The following is a 20,728-nucleotide window of genomic DNA, read 5'->3' as shown; positions in this document are numbered from 1 at the left end:
GGAAATCGTCATCTGGGGCTCTCCGGTCGAGCTCGGTGCACAGGATCGCGTTCGCGAGCTTCGGGATCGGTTGTTTCGCACTCGGTTGCTTCCCGCGTTCGAGATGTCGGACGCGCGTGTCGATGAGTTCATCGAAGCCCTCGAGCGTGTCCGTCCCAAAATGCTTTTCGGTTATCCGTCGGCTCAGGCGCACATCGCGCGACGAGCCAAGGTGCGTGGGATCGATCTCTCCCGCTCGCGCCTGGGCAGTCACATCAACCGTATATTGATCGAGCGCGGGCGTCTTTCGTCCGGCGCCGGTAGCGCCCGGTTGGGAAAGGTCGCGCTGCACACTCCCCGAACCGACAACCCCGACCTCTCTGTCTTCGGCCGATCCCTCGACGATGCTCAGAAAGTCCTTGGACAGGGCCTCAACGTTGATCTTCTCGACCGGCCGGTGGATATCAACCAGACGTCTGCGGAGACGAGAATCGTTTAGGGCCGCCAACAGGATCGCGCCGGATCTTACCTTGCCGAGGTTGTAGTTGATCGAACAGAGCACCCAGGCCTCGCTCGCCAATTGCTCAATGATTTCGGAAAGATCGGGACGACGCCCGTTGCCGGTCTTCATGCTGTTCAGGGCCAGGTTGAGATCGGCCATGAATCGATCGGGCTCGACGTCAGAGTCGCGCAGGATCTTGGGGAGATCCCCTGCGGACTCTTCCAGCATCTTTTCCAGCCAGTGCTCGAGCTCGACGTCGTAGTGGGTGAGCGACATTGCGAGTCCCGCAGCACCTTCGAGCGCACGTCGGGTGGTCGGACTCAGGCGTCCGATGAGAGAACGCAGGTCGACACTCATGGTCTTGCCTCCATTTGCGCCATTTGCTGCGCCACGTTGTATAAATTTGGACCGCCGCGATTAAATCTCGGATCGATCATTGCGTCTTCCGCGGGTTCGCTGCGTTCCTCGTCGCCAATCCAACTCGACCAACCGAGCCGACCCGCTTCGGGGCTGGTGTCACCTAGCCGCATCGACGGCACATCTTCGGCTAGCAGGCTCAACTTGATCTCAAAGTCGAGCTCTTCGCCGACCGCGAAGTGGACCAGATCTGCCAGCCGCCGGAAGCCCGGGCCGTGGGGCAGGAATTCTTCGTAGGCCTCCCGAGACATCGGGCCAAGGCAGATCCGTATCTTCGACTGCACCAGGGTAACTTTGACGCCCAGATAGAGATCCTCACCCAATACCGAGTTTGCGAAACCGAGTGCGTTGCGGTCGTCAACTTCGATCGGATAATTCGCGGGACAGAACTGTTCAATCTCTACGGGCTGACCGAAGATGCTTCGAATCAGACCGGCGAGAGCTGAAACACCTATTGGCTTCATGGCGAGCAGTCCAGCCCGGCCCATGATCATACAATCGTCCAACGCGAGTCGGCCAGCCAAACCTGGCGTCCCGGTGCCGAGAATTCCAGACAGCGCGCTCTCGAAGGCATTGTCGCCACCTCGATCGTAAGCCAGCGTCGGAAGGTTCCTCTCCCGAGCCCGGTAGAACAGCGAAATCATTCGATGATTGAACAGATCTAGAAACTCGCGGAGCGCCGTATTCTTCTGTTTCGACAGCGTGCGAATTTCTTCTGCATAGCGGCGCGGAAGCGCACCAAAAGTCCCCGGGGTGGCAACTCCCATGAAGTTCACCTGAAGCTCGGCGGGTCGGCCATCGTCGTGCTCGACTGCTTCCTGAATGTCGGATTTCGCAAAGACCGGCGAGATATCCGTGACGAAGCGAACAACCTCAGCCCGCGGATCGAAATCCCCACCCACGGGTTTGCGATCCGGCCAGATCTTCTTCATCAGGCGTACCGCTTGGAGAAACTCGAAGCGGCCCGTCTGCTCCAGCATGAGCCGCTTCAGAGAAGCTGCTTCTCTCCCATTCTCGGAGACCATCTCTTGAATACTCCCTCACGCCGCGTGATCCGCGCGACGGTCTGGTTAAACGAATTTACTGAACAGTAGAGACCGAGGAATGCCTCGAGGACCGACGCAAAGACGAAGACGCCCGCGCCGGTGTATTGGCTCGCGTCGAAGGTCAATTCGACCTCCACTCCGCGAGCGAATCCCGAATCAGCTCCCCGCCCAACCCTGCGCACGGTGCGCCGCGATTTCAATCCGGTGAGGCCGGAGATGCGTTGCCGGGTCACAGGAGAATCGGAAAAATCGTAGAGCTTCAATATTTCCCGCAGCGCGTTGACGGCTCGATCCTCATCCTCATCGTCATCTCCGGTCAATGACAAGTGGTTTAGAGCGAGATGAGAGATAATTCGCCAGCGAGCGCCCGAACCAACCGGTGGGGGAAGCGAAGCAGAGGGACTGCGCAGACAACAGATGGACTTGATCGCTGGGTAGCCCGCGATTTCGAAGTCGCCGTTGGGGTCACCGAAAGAAAGTCGCGAGGGTAGCTCCCGATTGCTCGCAAGGATCTCGAGGTGAAGCACCTCGGTCGGCGGGATCAACGGGTTGAGATTTTCGTCTACCAGCGAGATCGAAACGTCGGTCCCGTTGTCGCCTTTCCGAATCGATTGGCGCCGGGTGAGGCTCCAAAAGGCATTCGCCTCGCCCTCCTTGCCCGCGTGGCGCATGCGGTAGATCGGGTCGTACTTTACGGACTCTGTGGAACCCATGGACGTGCTGGACACGTCAGTAATCGAATAGACCTCAAACGAATCCGGTTGGCGCACGTCAGGCACGACGGGATACTCGATCGAAGTATGGGTCATGCGAATCGGATCCGCCTGATGTTTGAATAAATTGATGGCGGGGACACAACCGAGTTTCAGGTTGTTCTTTTCGACCCGGATGTCGAGGTTCCCTACCGACTCACTGAGAAGAACAAATATATCAAGCTTGTCACCCGACATCCTGCCGGCGTGACGATCGAGGTTGGCCAACTCGACAAACATGAATTTGTCCGGAAACGCAAAATACTCCTGCAGTAATCGATACCCGAGAAACGATTCGTCCGGATACTCGAGTGCGCCTTCATTGCGCCCAAATCCCATCGGGCGAATCGAATCTGGGGGTAAGACGGTCACCGCGCCGTTCTCGGCGGATCGCAGCGCAAGGCCCTGAGAATCTCTCAGAAAGAGTTCGTGCAGTCGGTGCAGCACACCACTCTCCGCATCCAGGTAGAACCGCAGGTGATCCAGCCCCATATCGGCGAAGCTGGCCTCGCCCTGGGAACGCAGGCTAATTCGCAGTGCGGATCTAGCCGAATTCGGCACCACGCCATCAAGCCCGGTGGTGGTCACGAGTTCGACCGATTCCACTTCGATTGGCCAGAGCGTCACTGGATACGTAGTGCGGAAGCGGCAGCGAACTCCTTTTACAAGTTTCGAATAGAGCTCTGCCTTACGTTCGATCTGCAGGCCTTTCGCGGGCAACTGTCCCGTGTTCGCGTTCATCTGCACAATGGTCATCGAGGGAATGGGACACAGATAGTGGGGATAGAGTACACTGAGAAGCGCTTCGCTGATGTCGCTGAAGTCGTCGCTGAGGCGCATCTGGATTCGAGCGGCCAGCATTGCGAACGCTTCAATGAGCCGCTCGACGTGCGGGTCCTCACAGCGATTCTCTTCGATCATCATGCGACTCGCGACTTCTGGATATCGATCTGCAAAATCCGAAACACCGCGACGGATGAAGGTCAGTTCCCGCTCGAAATAATGGAGCAGCTCGTCGCGCATCAGTCCGCCCCCTTCACGTAGACGGAGGTACTTTCGAAATCGATCGCCACGTCGAAGCTCACGGTCTCGCGAATGGGGTCGACATTGAGGATCGCTTCGATACGAAACGCGATCGAAAAATTTTCGATATCCGGGTTCGGCAGAACTTCGACCTTGATACTGCGAGGCAGAAGCCTCGGCTCGAATCGACGGATCGTGTCTCCAAGGATTCGAGCAATCGAATGGGCATCCGAAGCATTTCGCCAGGAATACGTGGAGAAGTCGGGAACGCCATAGGTCAAGATTGAATTCTGCGCCTCAGGAAACTGATCCAGGTCTAGAGATTGGGTGAACTTCGTGTTGAGCAACCACTCGAGATCCCGCGCAACGGAGTTCCGCAACTCCCGCACGCCGATGTATTCGTATGCGGCGCGGGCTCCCGCTCCCGTTTCTCCGGCCATCAACCGGTCGAGAATCGACGGTCGCAGCGCATCGTTGTGACGCTCAGCCAACGACGGATCCATCCGGGGTCGAAGACTCGAACTCGAGCGAGCGGACCTCCAAGAGACCTGTCTCGCGCGTTTCGCCCTCGGTGGCGCTGAACAGGAGCTTCTGTCCCACTCCACAGAAACCGATACCCGGCACCTCGACCCAGTCCGTCTTCTGCCCGATTCGCAACTGACGATCCTCCGACAAATGCGAACCCTCATAAACGGTGGGCAAATGCACCGACGCCTCCGCACCGTTGAAATCTTCTAGCTCCGCGGGAACGAAGAGCAGGTCGAGTAAATGCTTGGGTTCGTTGATCTTGAGCCTGCGGATGTGCTCGAAGGGCATCCAGAGATAATTTTCACCAGCGTAGACTTCGAGCACAGAACCAAGTAGATCGTCGAAGTCTCGAACGCCCAAAAACATTTCGCCGTTGAGTTTACCTGGGCGGTTCCATTCGGATTGGGCGGCTTGCTCGAGGGCAGCGCTCGCGGCGTTCTCGTCTCCCGTCCTGCGGGCGTGCAGTGCGGCCAGGCGCGCTTCGACATGCGACGGACAATCGGGTGGCAATAGGGGATCTACGTCTTCTTGATAAGCCTTGCGCCGCTGAAGGTCGGCGATCAATAGACTGCGATAAACATCACTCGACTTCGCCAACTCTGGATTCTGCTGGCCCATCACATTGAGCTGCAGAAATGCGCGATCGAGATTTCCGGCGAAACAGAGATAGACCGAGAGTTCATGACGCGCATCGAGATTGGTCGGTTGGAGTTTCACCACTTCATTCTGGGTGGAGATCGCCTCTTCCAGACGTCCTTGATCGAAGAGTTCCCGTGCAGTCATGATTTACTCCGCGCGTTCTTCGACACGATCGCGCCAGGTCCGCGCGGAGAGGAGAGGCGCTTGCGTCCTCCCCCCACCACACTCCGTCTCCAGCCTCTGACTTTTCGCGCCTCAGGCTTACATGGCGCTCAACCATTCGGCCGATCCGAATCTATATTTCTTCGCAATTTTTGATCCGGTTCCAACTGGCTTCCATTTTGCCTAAGGAAAACCCCTTGGTATCGGTCTTGTCATAGGTCCACTTGATGGTTCCGTAGTTGATCACCCCAACTTCCTCAACGCCGCCACCGTCTGCTGATTGGTGACTAAGCCCCGAAAGGTACGCATCCGTGAGTGCGTACTGGAGATACTCCTGCTTGTCTTTGCCACTCTGTCGACACAGGGAAATTACGATATCCATGTGTTCACCGATCAAACAAGCCTTGATCAACCCTGGAGACGCTGCATCGAAACTCTTCGTAAACGTAATTTCCCTATGCGTTGCAATGCTCTTGGCGCCGCCTCCACCCGTGCTCCGATCCCCACTCGCCTCGTTTTCCAGCTCATGCGAAATTGAATTCAACGAGCATTGGCCCTTGTATACACCGTCTGTGCTTTCACCTTCAATTTGTCCAAACTTCGCGTAAATATCGCTAGGCATGATCGACTCGCTCCTTTTTCATTGAAATTCACTGTTGATTAGTTCCAAAGCAACCGCCATCGGTTCCGTAATTCGCAATCAACCTATCGGCGCCGGAAGATCCGCCACCAGACGCAATGAAACGCCAATTTCTTCAAGTTGGAAGTGGGGCTTCAAGTACGCGATCGCCTTGTAACAACCGGGCCGAGCCTTGTCGTCGACCACGTCGATGCGGGCCTCTCGCAGGGGCCTCGCCGCTTTGGCGTCCTGAGTTCCATCGTCCTGGGCCAACACGTAGTTCGTGATCCATCTATTCAGGAACATTTCACAATCGCCGCGAGACAAAAACGAACCTATTTTGTCTCGACAGATCGACTTGAGGTAGTGGGCGATGCGCGACGTGCACATCAAATACGGAATCTGACTTGAAAGCTGGGCGTTGGCTGTTGCTTCCGGCGTGTCATACTTCTTGGCTCGCTGCACCGAGTTACCACCGAAGAATGCGGCGAAGTCCGTATTCTGGCAGTGCAGCAAGCCGATGAAGCCCAGGTCAGAGAGTTCCTTTTCGCGAGTATCCGGGATCGCCACCTCAGTGGGGATCTTGGCACTCACGTCGCCTTCGCGAGATTTGAACACGTGCACGGGCAAGTCTTCGACCATACCACCGCCCTCGGGTCCACGTATCGCGACGCACCAATGATGCTTCGCGAAGGCAGCCGTCAGTCGGTTGGCGTAGTCGTACGCTGCGTTGCCCCACAAGTACGACTCGTGAGAACCGCTCACGTCCTCTTCATAATTGAAGTCCTCGACTGGATTGTTCTCCGGCGAGTAGGGCAAGCGCCTCAGTGTATGGGGCAGAACCAGGGCGCAGAAGCGAGAGTCCTCCGAATCGCGGAAGGAGAGCCACTTCGTGTTCTCTGGATTGCTCTTGTCGAAGATCTTGGACAAGTCTCGCGGGTCCGGCATCTGGGTAAAGCTTTCCATGCCAAACATCTCGGGTGCTACACCCGAGACGAATGGCGCGTGCGCACCCGCGGCCACCTCAGTGATGGATGACAGCAGCGCAATATCTTGCGGACCCTTGTCGAACTGGAAGTCTCCAATCAAAGTAGCAAATGGGTCGCCACCGAAAAGGCCGAACTGGTACTCGTAGATTTTCTTCCAAAGAGCCGATTCGGTAAACTCGGCAGCTGCACCGAAGTCGTTCTTCAAGTCCTTCTTTGAGATGTTCAAAACCTTGATTTTGAGCGTCTCGGACGTTTCGGTGTTCATGATCAGATGGTTGAGACCCCGCCACGATGCCTCGAGCTTTTGAAAATCCTCATGGTGCAGGATCTTGTCGACTTGCTTTGACATGATCTCGTCGATCGCCGCGATGCGCGCATTGATCGTCTTGACCACACTCTTGTCGATCTTCGTACCTGGATCCAGAATCGTATCCACAAAGTTCTTGATCAGGTCCTGAGCGCGATTTCGTTGATCGTCACCCTTGGGCTTGATGCCCGTATCGATCATCTGGGCAAGAAGGTCGTCGCTCTCGAGTTCCTCGAGTTGGTCAATCTTGACTTTCTTTGCTTTCGCCATGATTAGCTCTCCTTTCCATCGGCCGGAGCTTCGTCGCCGCCCGCTTCGCTGGAACTGTCGCCTTCACCCTCTCCTGCGGCGTCGCCGCTTGCTTCACTACCCAACGCGCCAGCCAACTTGTCGCGCACTGCGTCATTGGACGAGACTTCGGCCAGGAGCTCTTCGAGACGATCGTTTCCCTCCATCCGACCCAGTAGATCCTTCAACTGATTTCGCACGTCTTGCAGCTTGTTGAGGGGCTCAACCTGCTTGACGACTCCTTCGGGAGAAAAATCTGCGAGCTTTTCAAAGTTCAACTCCACCGACAATTCACTGCCGTCGTCAGCCAGTGTATTGTCGACCCGCATCGCGAGCCGCGGCTTCATGCTCTTGAGGGCGTCGTCAAAGTTGTCGCGATCGATTTCTACGAATTTTCGATCCTTGAGTTTGGCGAGCGCCTCTTTCGGCTGTCCCGAAAGATCCGACATCACACCCATCACAAAGGGAATTTCCTTCATGACCTGGGCTCCGCCTGTCTCGACCTCGTAGGTAATGTGGACGCGCGGTGCTCGCACCCGGGCTTTCTTGTCAAATACGCTGTCGGCCATGAACGGCTCTCCTTAATGTTGTTCGTTTTGCTAGTAATCAGTTATCGTCATGATCGTTATTCTTGACCTCGCCGGCCCCACCTTGAATTCCCAGGGTGTCCCAGATACGGCTCAGCACGTTGTCGTCCTTGACGATCTCCTTCAACAATTCCGGAAGGGGCATCTGGCCCCAGCGTATCGTCCGCTGGATCAGATACGCAATCGGGCTGTGGGGTTCGGACCTCCTGAAGTAGTCGGAGACTTCGGTGAGACGCCGCAATGCGTCCTCGCGGCTCGCAACCGGTCCCGAGCTAGCACCGGGGCCTGCGGGAACCTGTTGTCCTTCGCCGCCCTCTGCGGTGCTCATTCCTTCTGATTCGGCTTCGCCTGGGGCCGGAATGCGCGCCTCGAGATACTCACGAACATCGAGCAACAACTCTGCGAGACCCACGAAGTTAGGCTCGTCCTCTTTAAAGAGTTCGTTGCACTCCGTTCGCAGCTCGTCCAAGGCGGCTTCGCAATCGCGCACATTGGCCACAGTCTGCCGCAACGCGCCCAGATCCGTCGAGTTGATGCAAGCAATCCAGTCGTCACCGCTGATATAGCCAATTTCCAGTAACTCGTTGTAGGCAGTCTGATCCGACTGACGGGCCCGTCGATCGACGAGCTCGGAGTTCTTGTAGTCAAACCAGGAGAGCATTCTTCCATCTGCCGAATCAACGATCGGACAACTGCTTACAGCCCGCAGAAAATCCTTTGACGCGCCCATCCAGGTGAGGGGACGGGCACGGATGGACAGCGTGATCTCGCCATCGTCCTCGTCGATTCCGGGATGGATGTGTTGCCAAAAGGTCCGCGCGAGCTTTGTTGCGAGTTGGAGCCCTGCGTGCAAACCGCTGAAACCATCGATCCGGGTGAGAGCCTCGGTGAGCCACGCTGCAATCTCGAGATCCTTGGTCTTGCTGGCGAGAGCCTCCTCACAAGTGCGAAACGACAGCACCCAGTCCGCGCTGCGTCCTACTCCACCCGGATCGTCTTCGACGGGAATTTCAGTACGCGCGTCGTTGATGGTTTGCAGGGTGATGTCAGCGGACTTCAGCCGCAGGTCGTCGCCCGCTGGTGAATCATCTCGAATAGGGGATACAAGGCGTTCTACGTCAAGCTCAAGCATGGGGGGGATTCACGCTCCTCTTGCTACGTACCTAGTGTTTTTCTTTTATTCGAACTCCACATTCAGATCTGAGGTTCGCGGTTCGCGGGTGCGGCTAGAGGCCGCCACCAAACCGCACGAGCATCTGCGTCAGGTAGTACTGCCGACGTTTCCGTAGTACTTGCTTTGCCCCTCGCAACACACCAACACCAGTTAGCGGTGTTGAGAAGCATGAATCTTTCGTCCGCGAAACTTGATCGAGATACGACCCAATCGCGCGGCACCGAAGAGGCTAACGCTTCCAGCAAGCCAGCGGAACCCGCGTGGGTCGAAACCGAAACTCGAATTCAGATCACCCTAAAATTTTTTATCACAAAATTGTGTGTTTTTTGGCACAATTAATCACATTGGTGCGTCGAACTTCCGCAGGCTTGTCCACCTGAGGTGATTTTTCGTAGTCTAGTCGGGTCGGGAAATCGGGAATGAGCCCCATCTCGATTCTAATCTGGAGTGCGATCACCATGAAAAGACACGAGATCATTTCGCTTTGCGTGCTGGCCGACTTCGCCGGCAGCGCATGTAAACCACTTGCTGAGCGGCGCTTCGTCAGGGTCGACCGCGATACCCTCGATGACGCAATCCGAAGCATCCGGCCGGTAGCTCTTCTGCAGCTTCCCTTTTGTCGCTCGTTGCGTATTTCGAGCTTCGACGACTTTCGGCCCGACCAAATTGCCGAACGTGTTCCTGCGCTCAAGGCGCTGCTCTATGCACGTGCTGAAGTCGCGAACCCCGCAGCAATGCGCGTACACCTCGAGGAGGCGGGAGCCTCCCAGGAAATCGAAACCAATTCTCCCAACAGCGCGGACATCCCTGCGACTAGCACCGAACCCGTAGCAGACGAAGACCTGCTCGAATCGATCCTCACTCCATCCACTGCACCGACCCGCAACTCCAGCTCGTCTCTTTCTAGCTTCGACAATTTGGTCCGAGCCATCGTCGAAGAATCCGCAGCGAGAAACGACTTCGCGCGAGAAGACACGCGGCGCGCAGCGATTGATGACGAGTTGGGGCGACGCATTCGAGCGATACTCCACCACCCAAAATTCCAGAGCCTCGAAGCCAGCTGGTGTGCTGTGCGCGAAATCGTACGAGCGGGAAAAGACATACCACTGAATCTCTTTGACTTACGACTCGACGAAACTGTCGAAGATGCAGAGCAACCGGATAGGCGCGACACACTTGTCGAACGTATGGGTTGGCGTGCCGACCCCGGACTGTTGGCCACTAGATTCTCTCACATGCTCTGCGCCATGGAGATCAATGACGACGACCAAGGGCAGCTGGCCTGTTCCCATCTGTCAGTCTTGGCCGCTGAGTGCAGCGCAACGTTGCTAATTGGGGTCAAGCCCGCGCTGATGAGGGACGGTGGGCTGCCATCACCGATATGGCGACAACAGTTAACTCAAAGCGCGAGTAACAATGTGATGCTCGCGCATCCTCAGATCCTGCTCCGGCTGCCCTACGGCGAAGAGACCGACCCCATAGACGAGTTTAGGTTCGAGGAACTCGACGAAGAAGCTGAAGCCAGGTTGGAACCAGAGCGGTCTCGCTATCTCTGGGGCAGTGCCGCGCTGGCGTTGGGGATTGCACTTTCGAGTTGGGACGCACGAGGCGGCGGATTCGGCGAAATCACTTCACTTCCAATACATGTGTTCCGCAGCCAGGACAAAATTCGGTCCATCGGCCCGGTCGCCGAGCTGTTGAGCGAAGCGCGGATCAAGGAATTGAATGACGCCGGCTTCGTTTGTCTGGTTGGAATCGTCGGCGGAGACAGCGCTCGAGTAGTCGGCATGCGATCGTTACTCGGCTAGCGCTACCTGTCGAAGAGTATTTCGACATCGGCGACGGTGATTGTGTCGCCCAACTCGAGGGGGCCGCGCTTCACGAATTGGCCGTTGATCTGAGTACCATTAGTGGAGTCGAGATCGATAATCTCAACCATTCGACCCCGGACGACGATTTCCGCGTGGTAGCGAGAGACTTTTGTTCCCGCCAACACGAGATCGTTGTCCTCCAACGCTCCAATTAGAGTCTTGCCTTTACGGAGAGCAACCTGGGTTCCCGCAAAGGGACCGGATGCGATAGAAATTCGTCCGACCGTCCCAATCCTGCGCACCAACTCGACGACCAGCAGGATCAGCCCCAGAGCCCCTACAGCAACCAGCCAGGGCCAACGCGGGCCGGCGATGTCTGGAAAATAGGCTGTTCGTTCTCCCGATTGTCCTGCAACGGTAATTCGAATCCTGTGCTGCTCTCCGTCCATATTCGATGGGTAGGTCACGAGGTAGCTCTGCGTCATCTGCTGGCCGACCAGATCGAAGAAGTCGCTCACCTCGGCGATCGAGACCGCTTCCATGAATTCGCCACCAGATTTCTCTGCGAGCTTGCGCATCTCGTCGAGGCCGGCCCCGCCGAAGCGCGCGTATCCCACAGAAAAAATAAGGATGTGAGATTCGTGATTGCGTCCTTTCGCCTCGGCGAGAACCTCGTCACGAGTTCGGTCGCTTCCGTCATCCTTGCCGTCGGAGAACAAGATTACGAACCCGCGTCGCGGTAGCCCCGACGTTGTACGAATCAGATTAAGGGCACGGAATGCCCCGTCAAATAAAAGCGTATGCCGGCTGCGCTCGATATCGATCTCGAGATCACGCAGGGCCAGACGGGTCTCAGCGCGCTGCTGCCCAAAGCGCGACACGATATTGATGTCCTCTGAAAATGTAACGATTGCGACGCGGTCCTCTGGACGCAATTGGTCGAGAAAAGAAATCGCGGCTTCTCGGGCCTTCGCAAAGGGCTCGCCCCGCATTGTTCCGCTGGCGTCGATCGCCAGCACTGCGGTGATTCCGCGACCGGTCGTGTCGAGTGAGCGCACGCTCAATTTATCGACGTCGATTCGCTCGTCGTCCTGCCAGACCTCGAGGGCTTGAGGCGAGAGATTGCGAATCGGGGAACCGTACTCGGTGAGCACCCTCACGTAGAGGTCTACGACCCGTTCGCCATCCGTCCCGGCCACGGCGTCGTCAAAGCCGATCCGAGCGACCTTCTGTAATGAAAGCGGAGCACGCTCTTGGGCAATCAGGGCACTCGAGGACATGAGCAAAAACAACAGGAGCGCCGCTCCTGCAGTACGCCACCCCACGATTAACTCAACCTAAACTTCATGGTTGTGTTGCCGACTCGAATCAGATCGCCGTCGGTAAGTGTGGCGCCACCCGTTACTTCATCGCCGTTCAGAAAGGTCGGGTTCATTCCCTCCTTCAGGGGTTTGATTCCAAAATTGCCGGACTCGTGGATGATGGTGGCGTGCTTCCGCGATACGGCGGTATCTCGCTCGTCCGTGCGAATCTCTACGGTGTCGCCACGAGATGCGTCACCACGACCGATTGTATTCTCGCCGTCGAAAACTTTGTAAAGCTCGCCTTTGGCGGCGCCTTCCACGACGATCAGGACTCCGACCAAGCTGCCCTTTGCGGCGCTGATCGGGTGATAATTTGTGGCGGCGGCATCGTGGCTAACGGGCGGTGGTGGGCTCACGTTTGGAGTGGGATCCGGGCGAACCGAGACGTTGTCCGGCAGCGGTTGTGGAGTCGGGGGCAGCTGATCCTGCATTGGGATGGGGCTGGATTTTTGTCCGCCCATGAACTCGGTAGAATTGGACGAGCTTCGGCGCGGCGGCCGACGCTTGCCGGAGCTGCTGCGCCCGGCGCTAGAGCGGCGGCGCGCCCTTCCTTTGTCCTTGCCGCTTTTCAACCAGTCGAACATGCCGACCCTCTCTCAGTCCTACTCCCTATTCGTGACACGCAGCTGATAACACTGCATCACGTTGAGAGTATCGCGATCTTTACGGATTCCGGCCAGTCGCGATCTCGGGGGCCCGATGAGGCGATTACTGGGTGGCGCGGACCTTCCAGATGGTCATATTTCCGTCGTCTCGCTCAACCAGAAGCGCGGTCAACCTCGAGCGAGTCTGAGTCGAATTTCCCTGTCGCTGGCTGGTGAAATCGTGGATAAAATCGACACTGACCCGCCCTTGATTTGTCGAAACTTGCGGCTCTGAGATCGTCACTTCGAGCCGCCCGCGGCGGAAACACAATCCCTGTAGAATCTGCCGCTCGAGATCGGTCATGATCCAGACGCGTGCGAGACCGTCGAGATCGCACCGCTGCAATGCCGATTCATAGTCGCTCAGGGCCTCTAGCGCGCGATGCATGGTTGCTTCGGTCTCGGGATTCTGCCGATCCGGCGCGAGATGAGCGGGACCCGCAGCTGTCTTTCGAAGGGTCGGCTGAGGACCACGACTGCCAATTCTCGAAATTGCCCACTTGCCATCGCCATTGAACTCGAGCGAGGCCGATAGCATCGAATGGCGCGTCTTTGCTTCGCCGGGGCACCGGAACCTCAGCCACTGGTCAAAGTCGACCAAAGCGCTACGACCGGCAACCAACATTTTTGAGGTCTCAATGGACAGGTCGACGTTCTCACAGCTCGACCAGGCATTCTTGATCAACATACGCTCGACTGCGCCCATCGACCAGATGGACTGCAGCTTCTCGAGATCGCGGCCCACGAAAGCGGCCCGGTACTCCATCAGAGCCCAGCTCAAGGCAGAACGCAGCTCCGCGTCTGCCTCTTCCATGGGTTCGGTTTCACTCGACTCGAAATTCGGGCGCAAGACCCTGATTTCGACATCCAGTGAACCTTGTGCCGGATCTACTTGATCAGCCCGATAACCGGCAATGTCGAAGCTCTGCCTAGTTTGCTCGATGTCCGGTTGAACAGATTTACTCGTGCCCCCACAGGCCAGTAGTACAACAACTACGAGAAGGCTCAAGCGAGCCCGATACAGCATCGCTCCAACCTTCCTGCAAATCACTCGACCAAGGGTCCTTGATTCACCGCCACGAAACTCGCGCATTCAGCACACCTATCCCGGGGGGGATTCGATGAGAACAGTACGTTACCAAACTCCGAACCAAAGCTCTGCCAGCCGTCAGACTCTTGGAGCACTCGTGTCTAGAGTTTCACTTGGAATGAACGTGGCGCTAAGTCCCTCGACGGTGGCCAACTCAGTCAATTCAAGCTCTTGCACAATCTCGATCAAAAGCTCATCTCGGATAGCAGCGTAGTCATTTGGCAACATATTCAATAGCTTCAGCTGTTGAAAGAGGAACTCAAACTGCTGGAGATACTCTCCGGCCTCCTCGTGCCCCGCAGATTCCGTCAGGAATTGTCGGAAGAGTTTATCCAGAACTTGATCACTATTTGCCTCCTCGCGATATGTGCGAATCGCGGTCTGAAAGGCCGGTCCAATTCGCTCGGTTGTAGCGCTGGAACGAATCAGCGCCCGGTAGAGTTGGAGAACTCCGAGAGCACTTGAATCTCGGAACGTATCCTCCTCGAAGTCCCCGGCCAGAGCCATCACTTCTTTACAGGCCTCGGAAACTTCATCGCCCTCCTCTAATTGAGCACACTGCATCCAAGCAAGAATTTCCTCCTTCTTCGGAGGTGCCGGGCCAACTTCGGGCGGCTCGGGCGGCTCGGGTGAAATTGGAAGCGTTGGGAAGGTCGTTTGTTGGAACGCACCGCGTGCAATGCCGTCGTAGCCAACCGAATCGCGCAAGATATCGGAGGTCAGGATCGGCGTACTGTCCAGATTGATCGCGGCGAGCCGCAACTTGTCTTCGGGTAGTGGCTGTGATGTGACCAAGATAGTCGGAATCGTCAATTCACCTTGGTCACTCGCCGAGCCCGGCTCGTGCCTCACGCCGAAGGTCGCGACACCTATCCCGTCGAGCGTCAACGTGTCGTCTGTGGCCGAGATCAGAATTGTATTGGCGACGATATCCACACCAGTATCTTTGACTGGATCGGCCTCCGGGTCAGCGAGGTCGACCAGGCTGGCGGTGCGCAACAATATGGTGACGCTTCCGGCGCCGATCTCGAGCGTGCGAGCGGTTAGATCTGCAATCGTGACGGTTCCGCTCAGCGCATTTATCAAGAGATCACCCGGCACACTGAGTCGTTCGCCTCGCCCCATGGTGATGTCACCGTTCGCGGAATCGAGCGTCAGGTCTCCGTTAACTGTCCGGAACATCGTCGCACGATTTCCGCTGGGATCTGTGCTCGGCGTCCGTCCAGCTGGATTGAGACTGATACTGTTGACTGCCCACAGGACCTGTTCCCCTGTGAGCTTCGCGAACCGAACCAGGCCCTCCGTTGTAGCGTCGATCTGAATCTTGAAGAAATCGAGACGCGATTCGCCGTTTTCGTCTCTACCGATGTCATTGTCAAATTGGACGTTGCCCGCGGCAGCGATCGTGAGACCGAAACCATTCGGGTCGACTATCGTGGTGTCGCTGACTATCGTGTCCATGAACAAAAATGCATCGCCGTCGCTGTCAGAACCTGCAGTGAGGACGGCGTCTCGTGTCAAGACCACTGGGCCCGCATAGGTCTGCGACCCACCGCTGTTCACGACTCCCATTGAAATCTTACCAGCCGTGACCTTGAAGTCGCCTCCGATGTTGCTTGTTGCAAAGTCGATCCCACCCGTCGTGACCAGATCGACGTCACCACCCGATCCCGTCGTGTTGACCGAGATCGTGCCTCCAACCGTCAGCGGGTCCGCCGTCCCGAGTGTGATATCCGCGTCGTCGGTAACCGTCGTGAAAATCGCATTCCCAGTCACGACAAGCGCGCCGGTGATGTTGGTGATGCTCCCGTCGGTTGCCGTCGCAGTCAGGTCACCGGTGTCACCGGTGATCGTTGTGGCTGCAAAATCGATCTCCGTATTGGCAGTCGTCAGCGTCAGGTTGCTCGGCGCACCGTTGACGTCTGTAGCGACCGTCGTCGTACCCCCTGCGGCCATGGTCGTCACGGTCAAAGTATTGCTGTCGCCGACGTAGTCGACCGTCAGCGTTCCCTGCGCCGCCGCGTCGAGCGTCAAGAACGTCTCGGCTAGCGTCTGGACTCCGTGCTCCCGCACCTGGATCTCACCGACGCCCGTATCCCGCAGCGTAAGCGTCGTCGCGCCCCCGATATCCAACGGGTTCACGATCTGCTCTGCGACGAGAGTCACGTTAGAAGCGACGATCTCCGCGGTTAAGGGGGAATCGGCGGCCACTGTGATCGCACCCGCTACCGCACTCAGCGTCACTCCCGAACCCACTCCGCCGCTGGCCATCAGCAACTCGTTCATGTCTACGGCAAGGATGATGTTGCCCGTATCCGACCGAAGCTCGATCCCCGTGTCTCCACCGCTCAACAGCTGACCCGACACCGTCACGTCGCCGGTCGCCGAGCTAACCGTGAGGTCGCCGCCAACAGTGCTGGCCACGACTTCGATGCCACCATCGTGCTCGATCGTCGCGTGGCCGGCGCTTCCGTTCGTGTTGACCGCGATCGTGCCTCCAACCGTCAGCGGGTTCACCGTCCCGAGTGTGATATCCGCGTCGTCGGTAACCGTCGTGAAAATCGCATTCCCAGTCACGACAAGCGCGCCACTATTGATGATGCTCCCGGTAGCGGCCGTCGCGGACAGGTCGCCGCCCACGGTACTCGCCGCAAAGTCGATTCCACCCGCTGTGAACAGGGTTGCATTGCCCGAATGATTCAGGGTTATCGTGCCGTCAACGCCGGCCCTCGTATCAATCGGGGCCCCTGCGGTCATGTTTAGATCGACACCACTGCTCGCAAATGTCCCGCCGTTGGTAGTGATGGTCGCGTTGATATCGACGTTTCCGCCCGCTTGGAGGTCTACGTGTAACTCATTGCCCGTTAGCGTCGATGAGATCGTATCGTTGATCGCGATATCACGGCCCGCGTCGAGAGTAAGGGTCGCCTCACCCCCCATCGTCTTCGTGATGCTGGCGTTTACTGCGATGTCGCCGAATTGCAGACCGGAGTCATCGGGGAGACTCTGGGTGGTGATCGTTACGTTGCCTCCGAGGTTCAGTGTCGTTTCAATATCGAGTGCCTGAACGACAGAAGGCGGATCGCTGGCAGCGGCCGGATCAGCCGGAAAGTAGGTATCGCCAATGAGGAGAACATCGGGGGATGTGGGGTCGTTGCTGATCACCACGTTGCGAGGATCGAGCAACCAGGTCCCGCCTGCGCCTTGCGACGCGCTCGCGTCCACGTGGGCCCCAAAGACATAGAGTCGATCCTTGCTCGAGGTCTCGATAAAGCCACCGTCGCCGCCGAGTTCACCTCCCCGCGCGTCGATCGTGCCGAAAACCCGGGTGTCGGTGTCAGACCAGACGATGATCTTGCCACCATCGCCGTCGCCGGTCGCCCGAGCGAGCAGCTCGCTGTCTGAACCAACGTAGGTCCTCGACGCGGTGCGCACATCGCCACCACCGAGGTAGTCACCGCCAACCAAGATCTCTCCGCCACCCGCTTCACCGGATGCATCGATGGTCGCACCGTCGATGACAACCTCGTCTCCGAGCACATGCACCGTGCCCCCGGTCTGCCCAATTTCAAGATTCGAAGCGTCGAGGGTTCCCTGGACCAGGACCTGACCGTTTGCGCCTCCTTCCAGCGCGATCCGATCGGCCCGAATCATCCCCGGATGACGCACGGCGAGTGAGTAGAGATCTCCGGCGGCCAGAATGACACGTCCCCCGGCGGCATCGATCAAACCACTGTTCTCGACACCGGGAACACTCGCTTCAGACACATCCCGTTGAGAGTCGATCTTGACGACGATATTTCCGCCGAGGTGTCCAATTGCGACCTCGTCCCCGGCCACCATGGCGACCAATCCTGAATCTGCAACGATCAATCCGTGATTCGCAACGAACCGGCCAATCAAGTTAACGACGTTGCCGCGGATCTCGCCCCAGTTCTCCACATCTCCAGTCAAACTTGTAAAGCGATCTACCTGATCGAGAAAGTCTCGGTCCGACATCGATCCGGCGACGGCATACAACCCACCGACGTCGACGATGGCGGTGCCGCCAAAGAAAACACCCGCAGAGTTGAGCAGGTAGACGCGGCCATTGGCCCTGAGGGTGCCCATGATCTGGGTGGGGCTGCCGTAGATACGATTGAGAACAGAAGATTGTGCATTCGGTTGGATGAACTCCACAGTCTCGTGATGATGGATGTCGAAGCTGTCGAATTGAATGATGGCGCCATCTGAGGCGATAATTTCCGTGAGGTCGTCTATCCGGTCGATGGTCACGTCGCCATGGATGACCTGCTCACCCTCAGGCCCGGCGAACGCAAGTTTCGGAAGCCCCACAGCAACCCATCCGACAAGCCAAGCTACACACAACAGGTTCATCCATTCAGTGATTTCACCGCGCAATCCGTAAAAATTTTTCGATGTCCGCAACCAGCTCATGTTCGAACCTCCCACTTCCGATCGAATTGGCCTTTGCCAATTCGCTTTGCTCTCTAGCCATCCATTCGATTTCTCTTCTCTCAGCTTTCCTGACTGTTTGGATTCGTCATTCACCGGCAGTCACGGTCATCCATTGCCGCCCGCTACTCGCGCGCGGTGCTCATGCTCAGTAGAAGATGCTCGCCAAAAAATTAATCTCCGATTCGTGCTTCTTGATCGTGCACAGGGATCCACCACCACCAAGGGGGGTGCAGTGAGCGTCTTCGAGAGCAATTCCCCAATCGAGGCGCAGCTGAACATTCCTTTTGATGAACAACTCGGTCCCAACGCCAACCGACTGCAAGGTGTCATTGAACTCGGCCACCTGACGATCTGTCTGACGGATGCTGGCCACGTCATAGAAGACCTTCAGGACCCAATCCCAATCGGGACGCTCTCCGGGACCACGAGGGGCAATCGCGAACTCGCCAATCAAGGGAAAAACGGTGGTAGCAGGGCGCGGTTTGAAGATGCGAGGCACGTGGTAGCGGTACTCGAGGCTGCCGAGATGAACCGAGTCCCCCGCCGTCACTCCCTGTTCGTATCCCCTTACGGTTTCCATCCCGCCGGCAATCTGAAGCGCATGGGACTGCAGGCGATATTTGTCGAAGGTGCTCTGCCCCCGGTATCGGATGACAAATTCGTGGGCGAGAGTTGGGCTCGGGTTCTTCGGATCGGCCAGGAGGCCATCGATGAAGAACGCTAACTTTGCATCCCAACGCAGAACTACCGGGTTGTCGTCCGGCAACAGGCGCACAAGATTGTTGAAGTCCGACATCGGGTCCGAGTCGTCGTGGTTCAGCGTTCCGAAATCGACCCATGTACTGGCTCGAAGTTTCAGCTTTGGGTTCTTGCGCTCCAACCTGAGACCGAGACGGGCGATCAAGAAGTTTTCGGTTCCGCCGGTAACCAGGCCGCTGGTCTTGGTCTTGGTCTCAATGTATTCGTACGTGGCCCCACCCATCACGTCGAGGAAATATTCTTCGAACTGGAAGAAGTTGTAGACGAGATTCAATTCGCCTCGGGCCTGCTTTCCGTCGATATCGGTTGGGCTCTGAAACTCGCCAGCTGTTCCTTCGTAGTCTGCATACGATCCGGCAACTTCCATCCGTACGGTATCGATCCAGAGAGGCAACTGATAGATGCCATTGGTTGCCCGAACATTGCCATTGGTATTCATCACATAGTCGAGGGCAAAGATGTCGTCGCGATTAGTCAGCTGCAAATCCACGAAGCCGACCCGTGCCTGCGTCCGCCCGGTCTGCTCGCCACCGGTATTCGAAATCGAGCCGTAAGTGATCCAAGGCTTCGATTCCGTAATCTGATAGTCGAGGTACAGCTGCTGTTTGTCATTTGAGGGCGAGAGTTGTGCGATTACGCGGCGTCCCGGGTGGCGGTTGAGTCGCGCAACGTAGTCATCCACCTCGCTCGGCCAGAACAACTCCCCCGCCTGCACCGGCGATTCCCTCAGAATGCGGGAGTGTGCCCGGTTGTTCGTCGCGTCGACTTCGGGAATTCGTTCGCCGGTGGCGAAGCTCTGAAGTTCCTTGATGGTCGGCAGAAAAATTGTGAGGCGCAGGGTTGTATTCCCCTCCGCCCTCAAATCCTGTCCCGTAGTGAAGCCGATGTCTTCTCCGTCTGGCGCAACGATGATGCTCCCGAGCCCCTCGTGCGATACCGCCTTGACGATCTGCCGGTTGATGCTGGCCAGTGCCGCCGCGGTAAAGTGGGTGGGACTATCGGCCGGAATTTCGTCCAGCCTGAAGTCCACCTGCGCTTCGGACTTCTCCGGGGCTACGAAGACGTTGCCCTCCCATTCGATCAACTCCATCATTCCGAGCTTGATCCGAGTCCTACGCAAAAATGAGATCGAAGGAGCGTTGGGCGTTTCGTTCAAGTAGTCCAACTGGAACCGTGTTACGTGATAAGTGACAACCTCGAGTGACTCGGTCTCAGGCGATTCAACAACCAGTTCGTTGGCGTCGCCCGTCTCACCTTCGACCCCATCCGTTTCGGAAGTGTCGACTTCTTCCGCAGTGGATTCTGCAAAAGCGTTATCGGGCGTGGCGGCTTCTCCAGCGGCCGTTTCGACAGCCGCAGGATCGATGACCGGCTCCGGCCCTGTCTGCAACTCTGCTTGTGACCAGGCAACGGATGAGTCCATGCAGAGGACAAGTCCCCAGGCGATGCTCAAAATGAGCGACGACCGAAAACGACACCGGATGCGATAAATGAATTGGGGGGGAGAATTCATCGTCCGCGGGCTCCGAATTGAGTTTCATTCGAGCCGCGAAATTAATGTCGGGCTTCGCGGCAACTGCATTTTTTCGA

15 protein-coding genes are annotated in these 20,728 nt (G+C 57.2%); 1 reads left to right on the top strand and 14 read right to left on the bottom strand.

Annotation, left to right across the window (positions count from 1 at the left end; translation table 11 throughout):
• From IH881_13500 to tssA, 9 genes are all read right to left on the bottom strand, one after another.
• On the bottom strand, nt 1-838 hold an 838-nt coding region (locus IH881_13500; protein MCH7868704.1), incomplete at its 3' end, for a hypothetical protein.
• Nucleotides 835-1,923 (bottom strand): type VI secretion system baseplate subunit TssG, encoded by a 1,089-nt coding sequence (gene tssG / locus IH881_13495; GenBank protein ID MCH7868703.1) that lies wholly within the window; start codon nt 1,921-1,923, stop codon nt 835-837. The genes IH881_13500 and tssG, both read right to left, overlap by 4 nt.
• Nucleotides 1,887-3,719: a type VI secretion system baseplate subunit TssF gene (gene tssF, locus IH881_13490; protein ID MCH7868702.1), complete on the bottom strand. Its 1,833-nt coding sequence runs from the start codon at nt 3,717-3,719 to the stop codon at nt 1,887-1,889. The genes tssG and tssF overlap by 37 nt, the downstream gene beginning before the upstream one ends.
• A complete protein-coding gene (gene tssE, locus IH881_13485; GenBank protein ID MCH7868701.1) occupies nt 3,719-4,210 on the bottom strand; it encodes a type VI secretion system baseplate subunit TssE in 492 nt (163 codons plus the stop codon). The genes tssF and tssE overlap by 1 nt, the downstream gene beginning before the upstream one ends.
• The gene (locus tag IH881_13480; GenBank protein ID MCH7868700.1) at nt 4,203-5,030 is read right to left on the bottom strand and encodes a hypothetical protein; all 828 of its coding nucleotides are present in this window, start codon (nt 5,028-5,030) and stop codon (nt 4,203-4,205) included. The genes tssE and IH881_13480 overlap by 8 nt, the downstream gene beginning before the upstream one ends.
• 151 nt (nt 5,031-5,181) lie before the next feature.
• Nucleotides 5,182-5,670, bottom strand: a complete 489-nt coding sequence (locus IH881_13475) for a type VI secretion system tube protein Hcp (protein ID MCH7868699.1) — start codon at nt 5,668-5,670, stop codon at nt 5,182-5,184.
• Nucleotides 5,671-5,748: 78 nt separating this feature from the next.
• A complete protein-coding gene (gene tssC, locus IH881_13470) occupies nt 5,749-7,233 on the bottom strand; it encodes a type VI secretion system contractile sheath large subunit (GenBank protein ID MCH7868698.1) in 1,485 nt (494 codons plus the stop codon).
• Nucleotides 7,234-7,235: 2 nt separating this feature from the next.
• Nucleotides 7,236-7,820, bottom strand: coding sequence for a type VI secretion system contractile sheath small subunit (gene tssB, locus IH881_13465; GenBank protein ID MCH7868697.1), 585 nt, complete (start codon nt 7,818-7,820; stop codon nt 7,236-7,238).
• 37 nt (nt 7,821-7,857) lie between these two features.
• Nucleotides 7,858-8,970 carry a type VI secretion system protein TssA gene (gene tssA / locus IH881_13460; protein ID MCH7868696.1) on the bottom strand — a complete coding sequence of 371 codons (1,113 nt, stop codon included), beginning with the start codon at nt 8,968-8,970 and terminating at the stop codon, nt 7,858-7,860.
• Nucleotides 8,971-9,470: 500 nt separating this feature from the next.
• On the opposite strand from tssA, the gene IH881_13455 reads away from it, so the two are divergent.
• The gene (locus IH881_13455) at nt 9,471-10,820 is read left to right on the top strand and encodes a type VI secretion system contractile sheath large subunit (protein MCH7868695.1); all 1,350 of its coding nucleotides are present in this window, start codon (nt 9,471-9,473) and stop codon (nt 10,818-10,820) included.
• Nucleotides 10,821-10,822: 2 nt separating this feature from the next.
• Here the strand turns inward: IH881_13455 and IH881_13450 are convergent, their stop codons facing one another.
• The 5 genes from IH881_13450 to IH881_13430 all read right to left on the bottom strand — a co-directional run bounded on the left by IH881_13450 (nt 10,823) and on the right by IH881_13430 (nt 20,561).
• The gene (locus IH881_13450) at nt 10,823-12,148 is read right to left on the bottom strand and encodes a VWA domain-containing protein (GenBank protein ID MCH7868694.1); all 1,326 of its coding nucleotides are present in this window, start codon (nt 12,146-12,148) and stop codon (nt 10,823-10,825) included.
• Between the two features lie 2 nt (nt 12,149-12,150).
• Nucleotides 12,151-12,771 carry an FHA domain-containing protein gene (locus tag IH881_13445; protein MCH7868693.1) on the bottom strand — a complete coding sequence of 207 codons (621 nt, stop codon included), beginning with the start codon at nt 12,769-12,771 and terminating at the stop codon, nt 12,151-12,153.
• Between the two features lie 124 nt (nt 12,772-12,895).
• Complete coding sequence (locus tag IH881_13440; GenBank protein MCH7868692.1) at nt 12,896-13,681, bottom strand: hypothetical protein; 786 nt, start codon at nt 13,679-13,681, stop codon at nt 12,896-12,898.
• Nucleotides 13,682-13,999: 318 nt separating this feature from the next.
• Complete coding sequence (locus IH881_13435; protein MCH7868691.1) at nt 14,000-18,358, bottom strand: filamentous hemagglutinin N-terminal domain-containing protein; 4,359 nt, start codon at nt 18,356-18,358, stop codon at nt 14,000-14,002.
• Between the two features lie 166 nt (nt 18,359-18,524).
• Nucleotides 18,525-20,561 carry a ShlB/FhaC/HecB family hemolysin secretion/activation protein gene (locus tag IH881_13430; GenBank protein MCH7868690.1) on the bottom strand — a complete coding sequence of 679 codons (2,037 nt, stop codon included), beginning with the start codon at nt 20,559-20,561 and terminating at the stop codon, nt 18,525-18,527.
• Nucleotides 20,562-20,728 lie beyond the last annotated feature (167 nt).

Source organism: Myxococcales bacterium (genome assembly GCA_022563535.1).
Classification (GTDB): Bacteria; Myxococcota_A; UBA9160; order UBA9160; family UBA4427; genus DUBZ01.
Note: the sequence above shows the minus strand (reverse complement) of the source record. Positions and strands in the feature narration are given on the sequence as shown.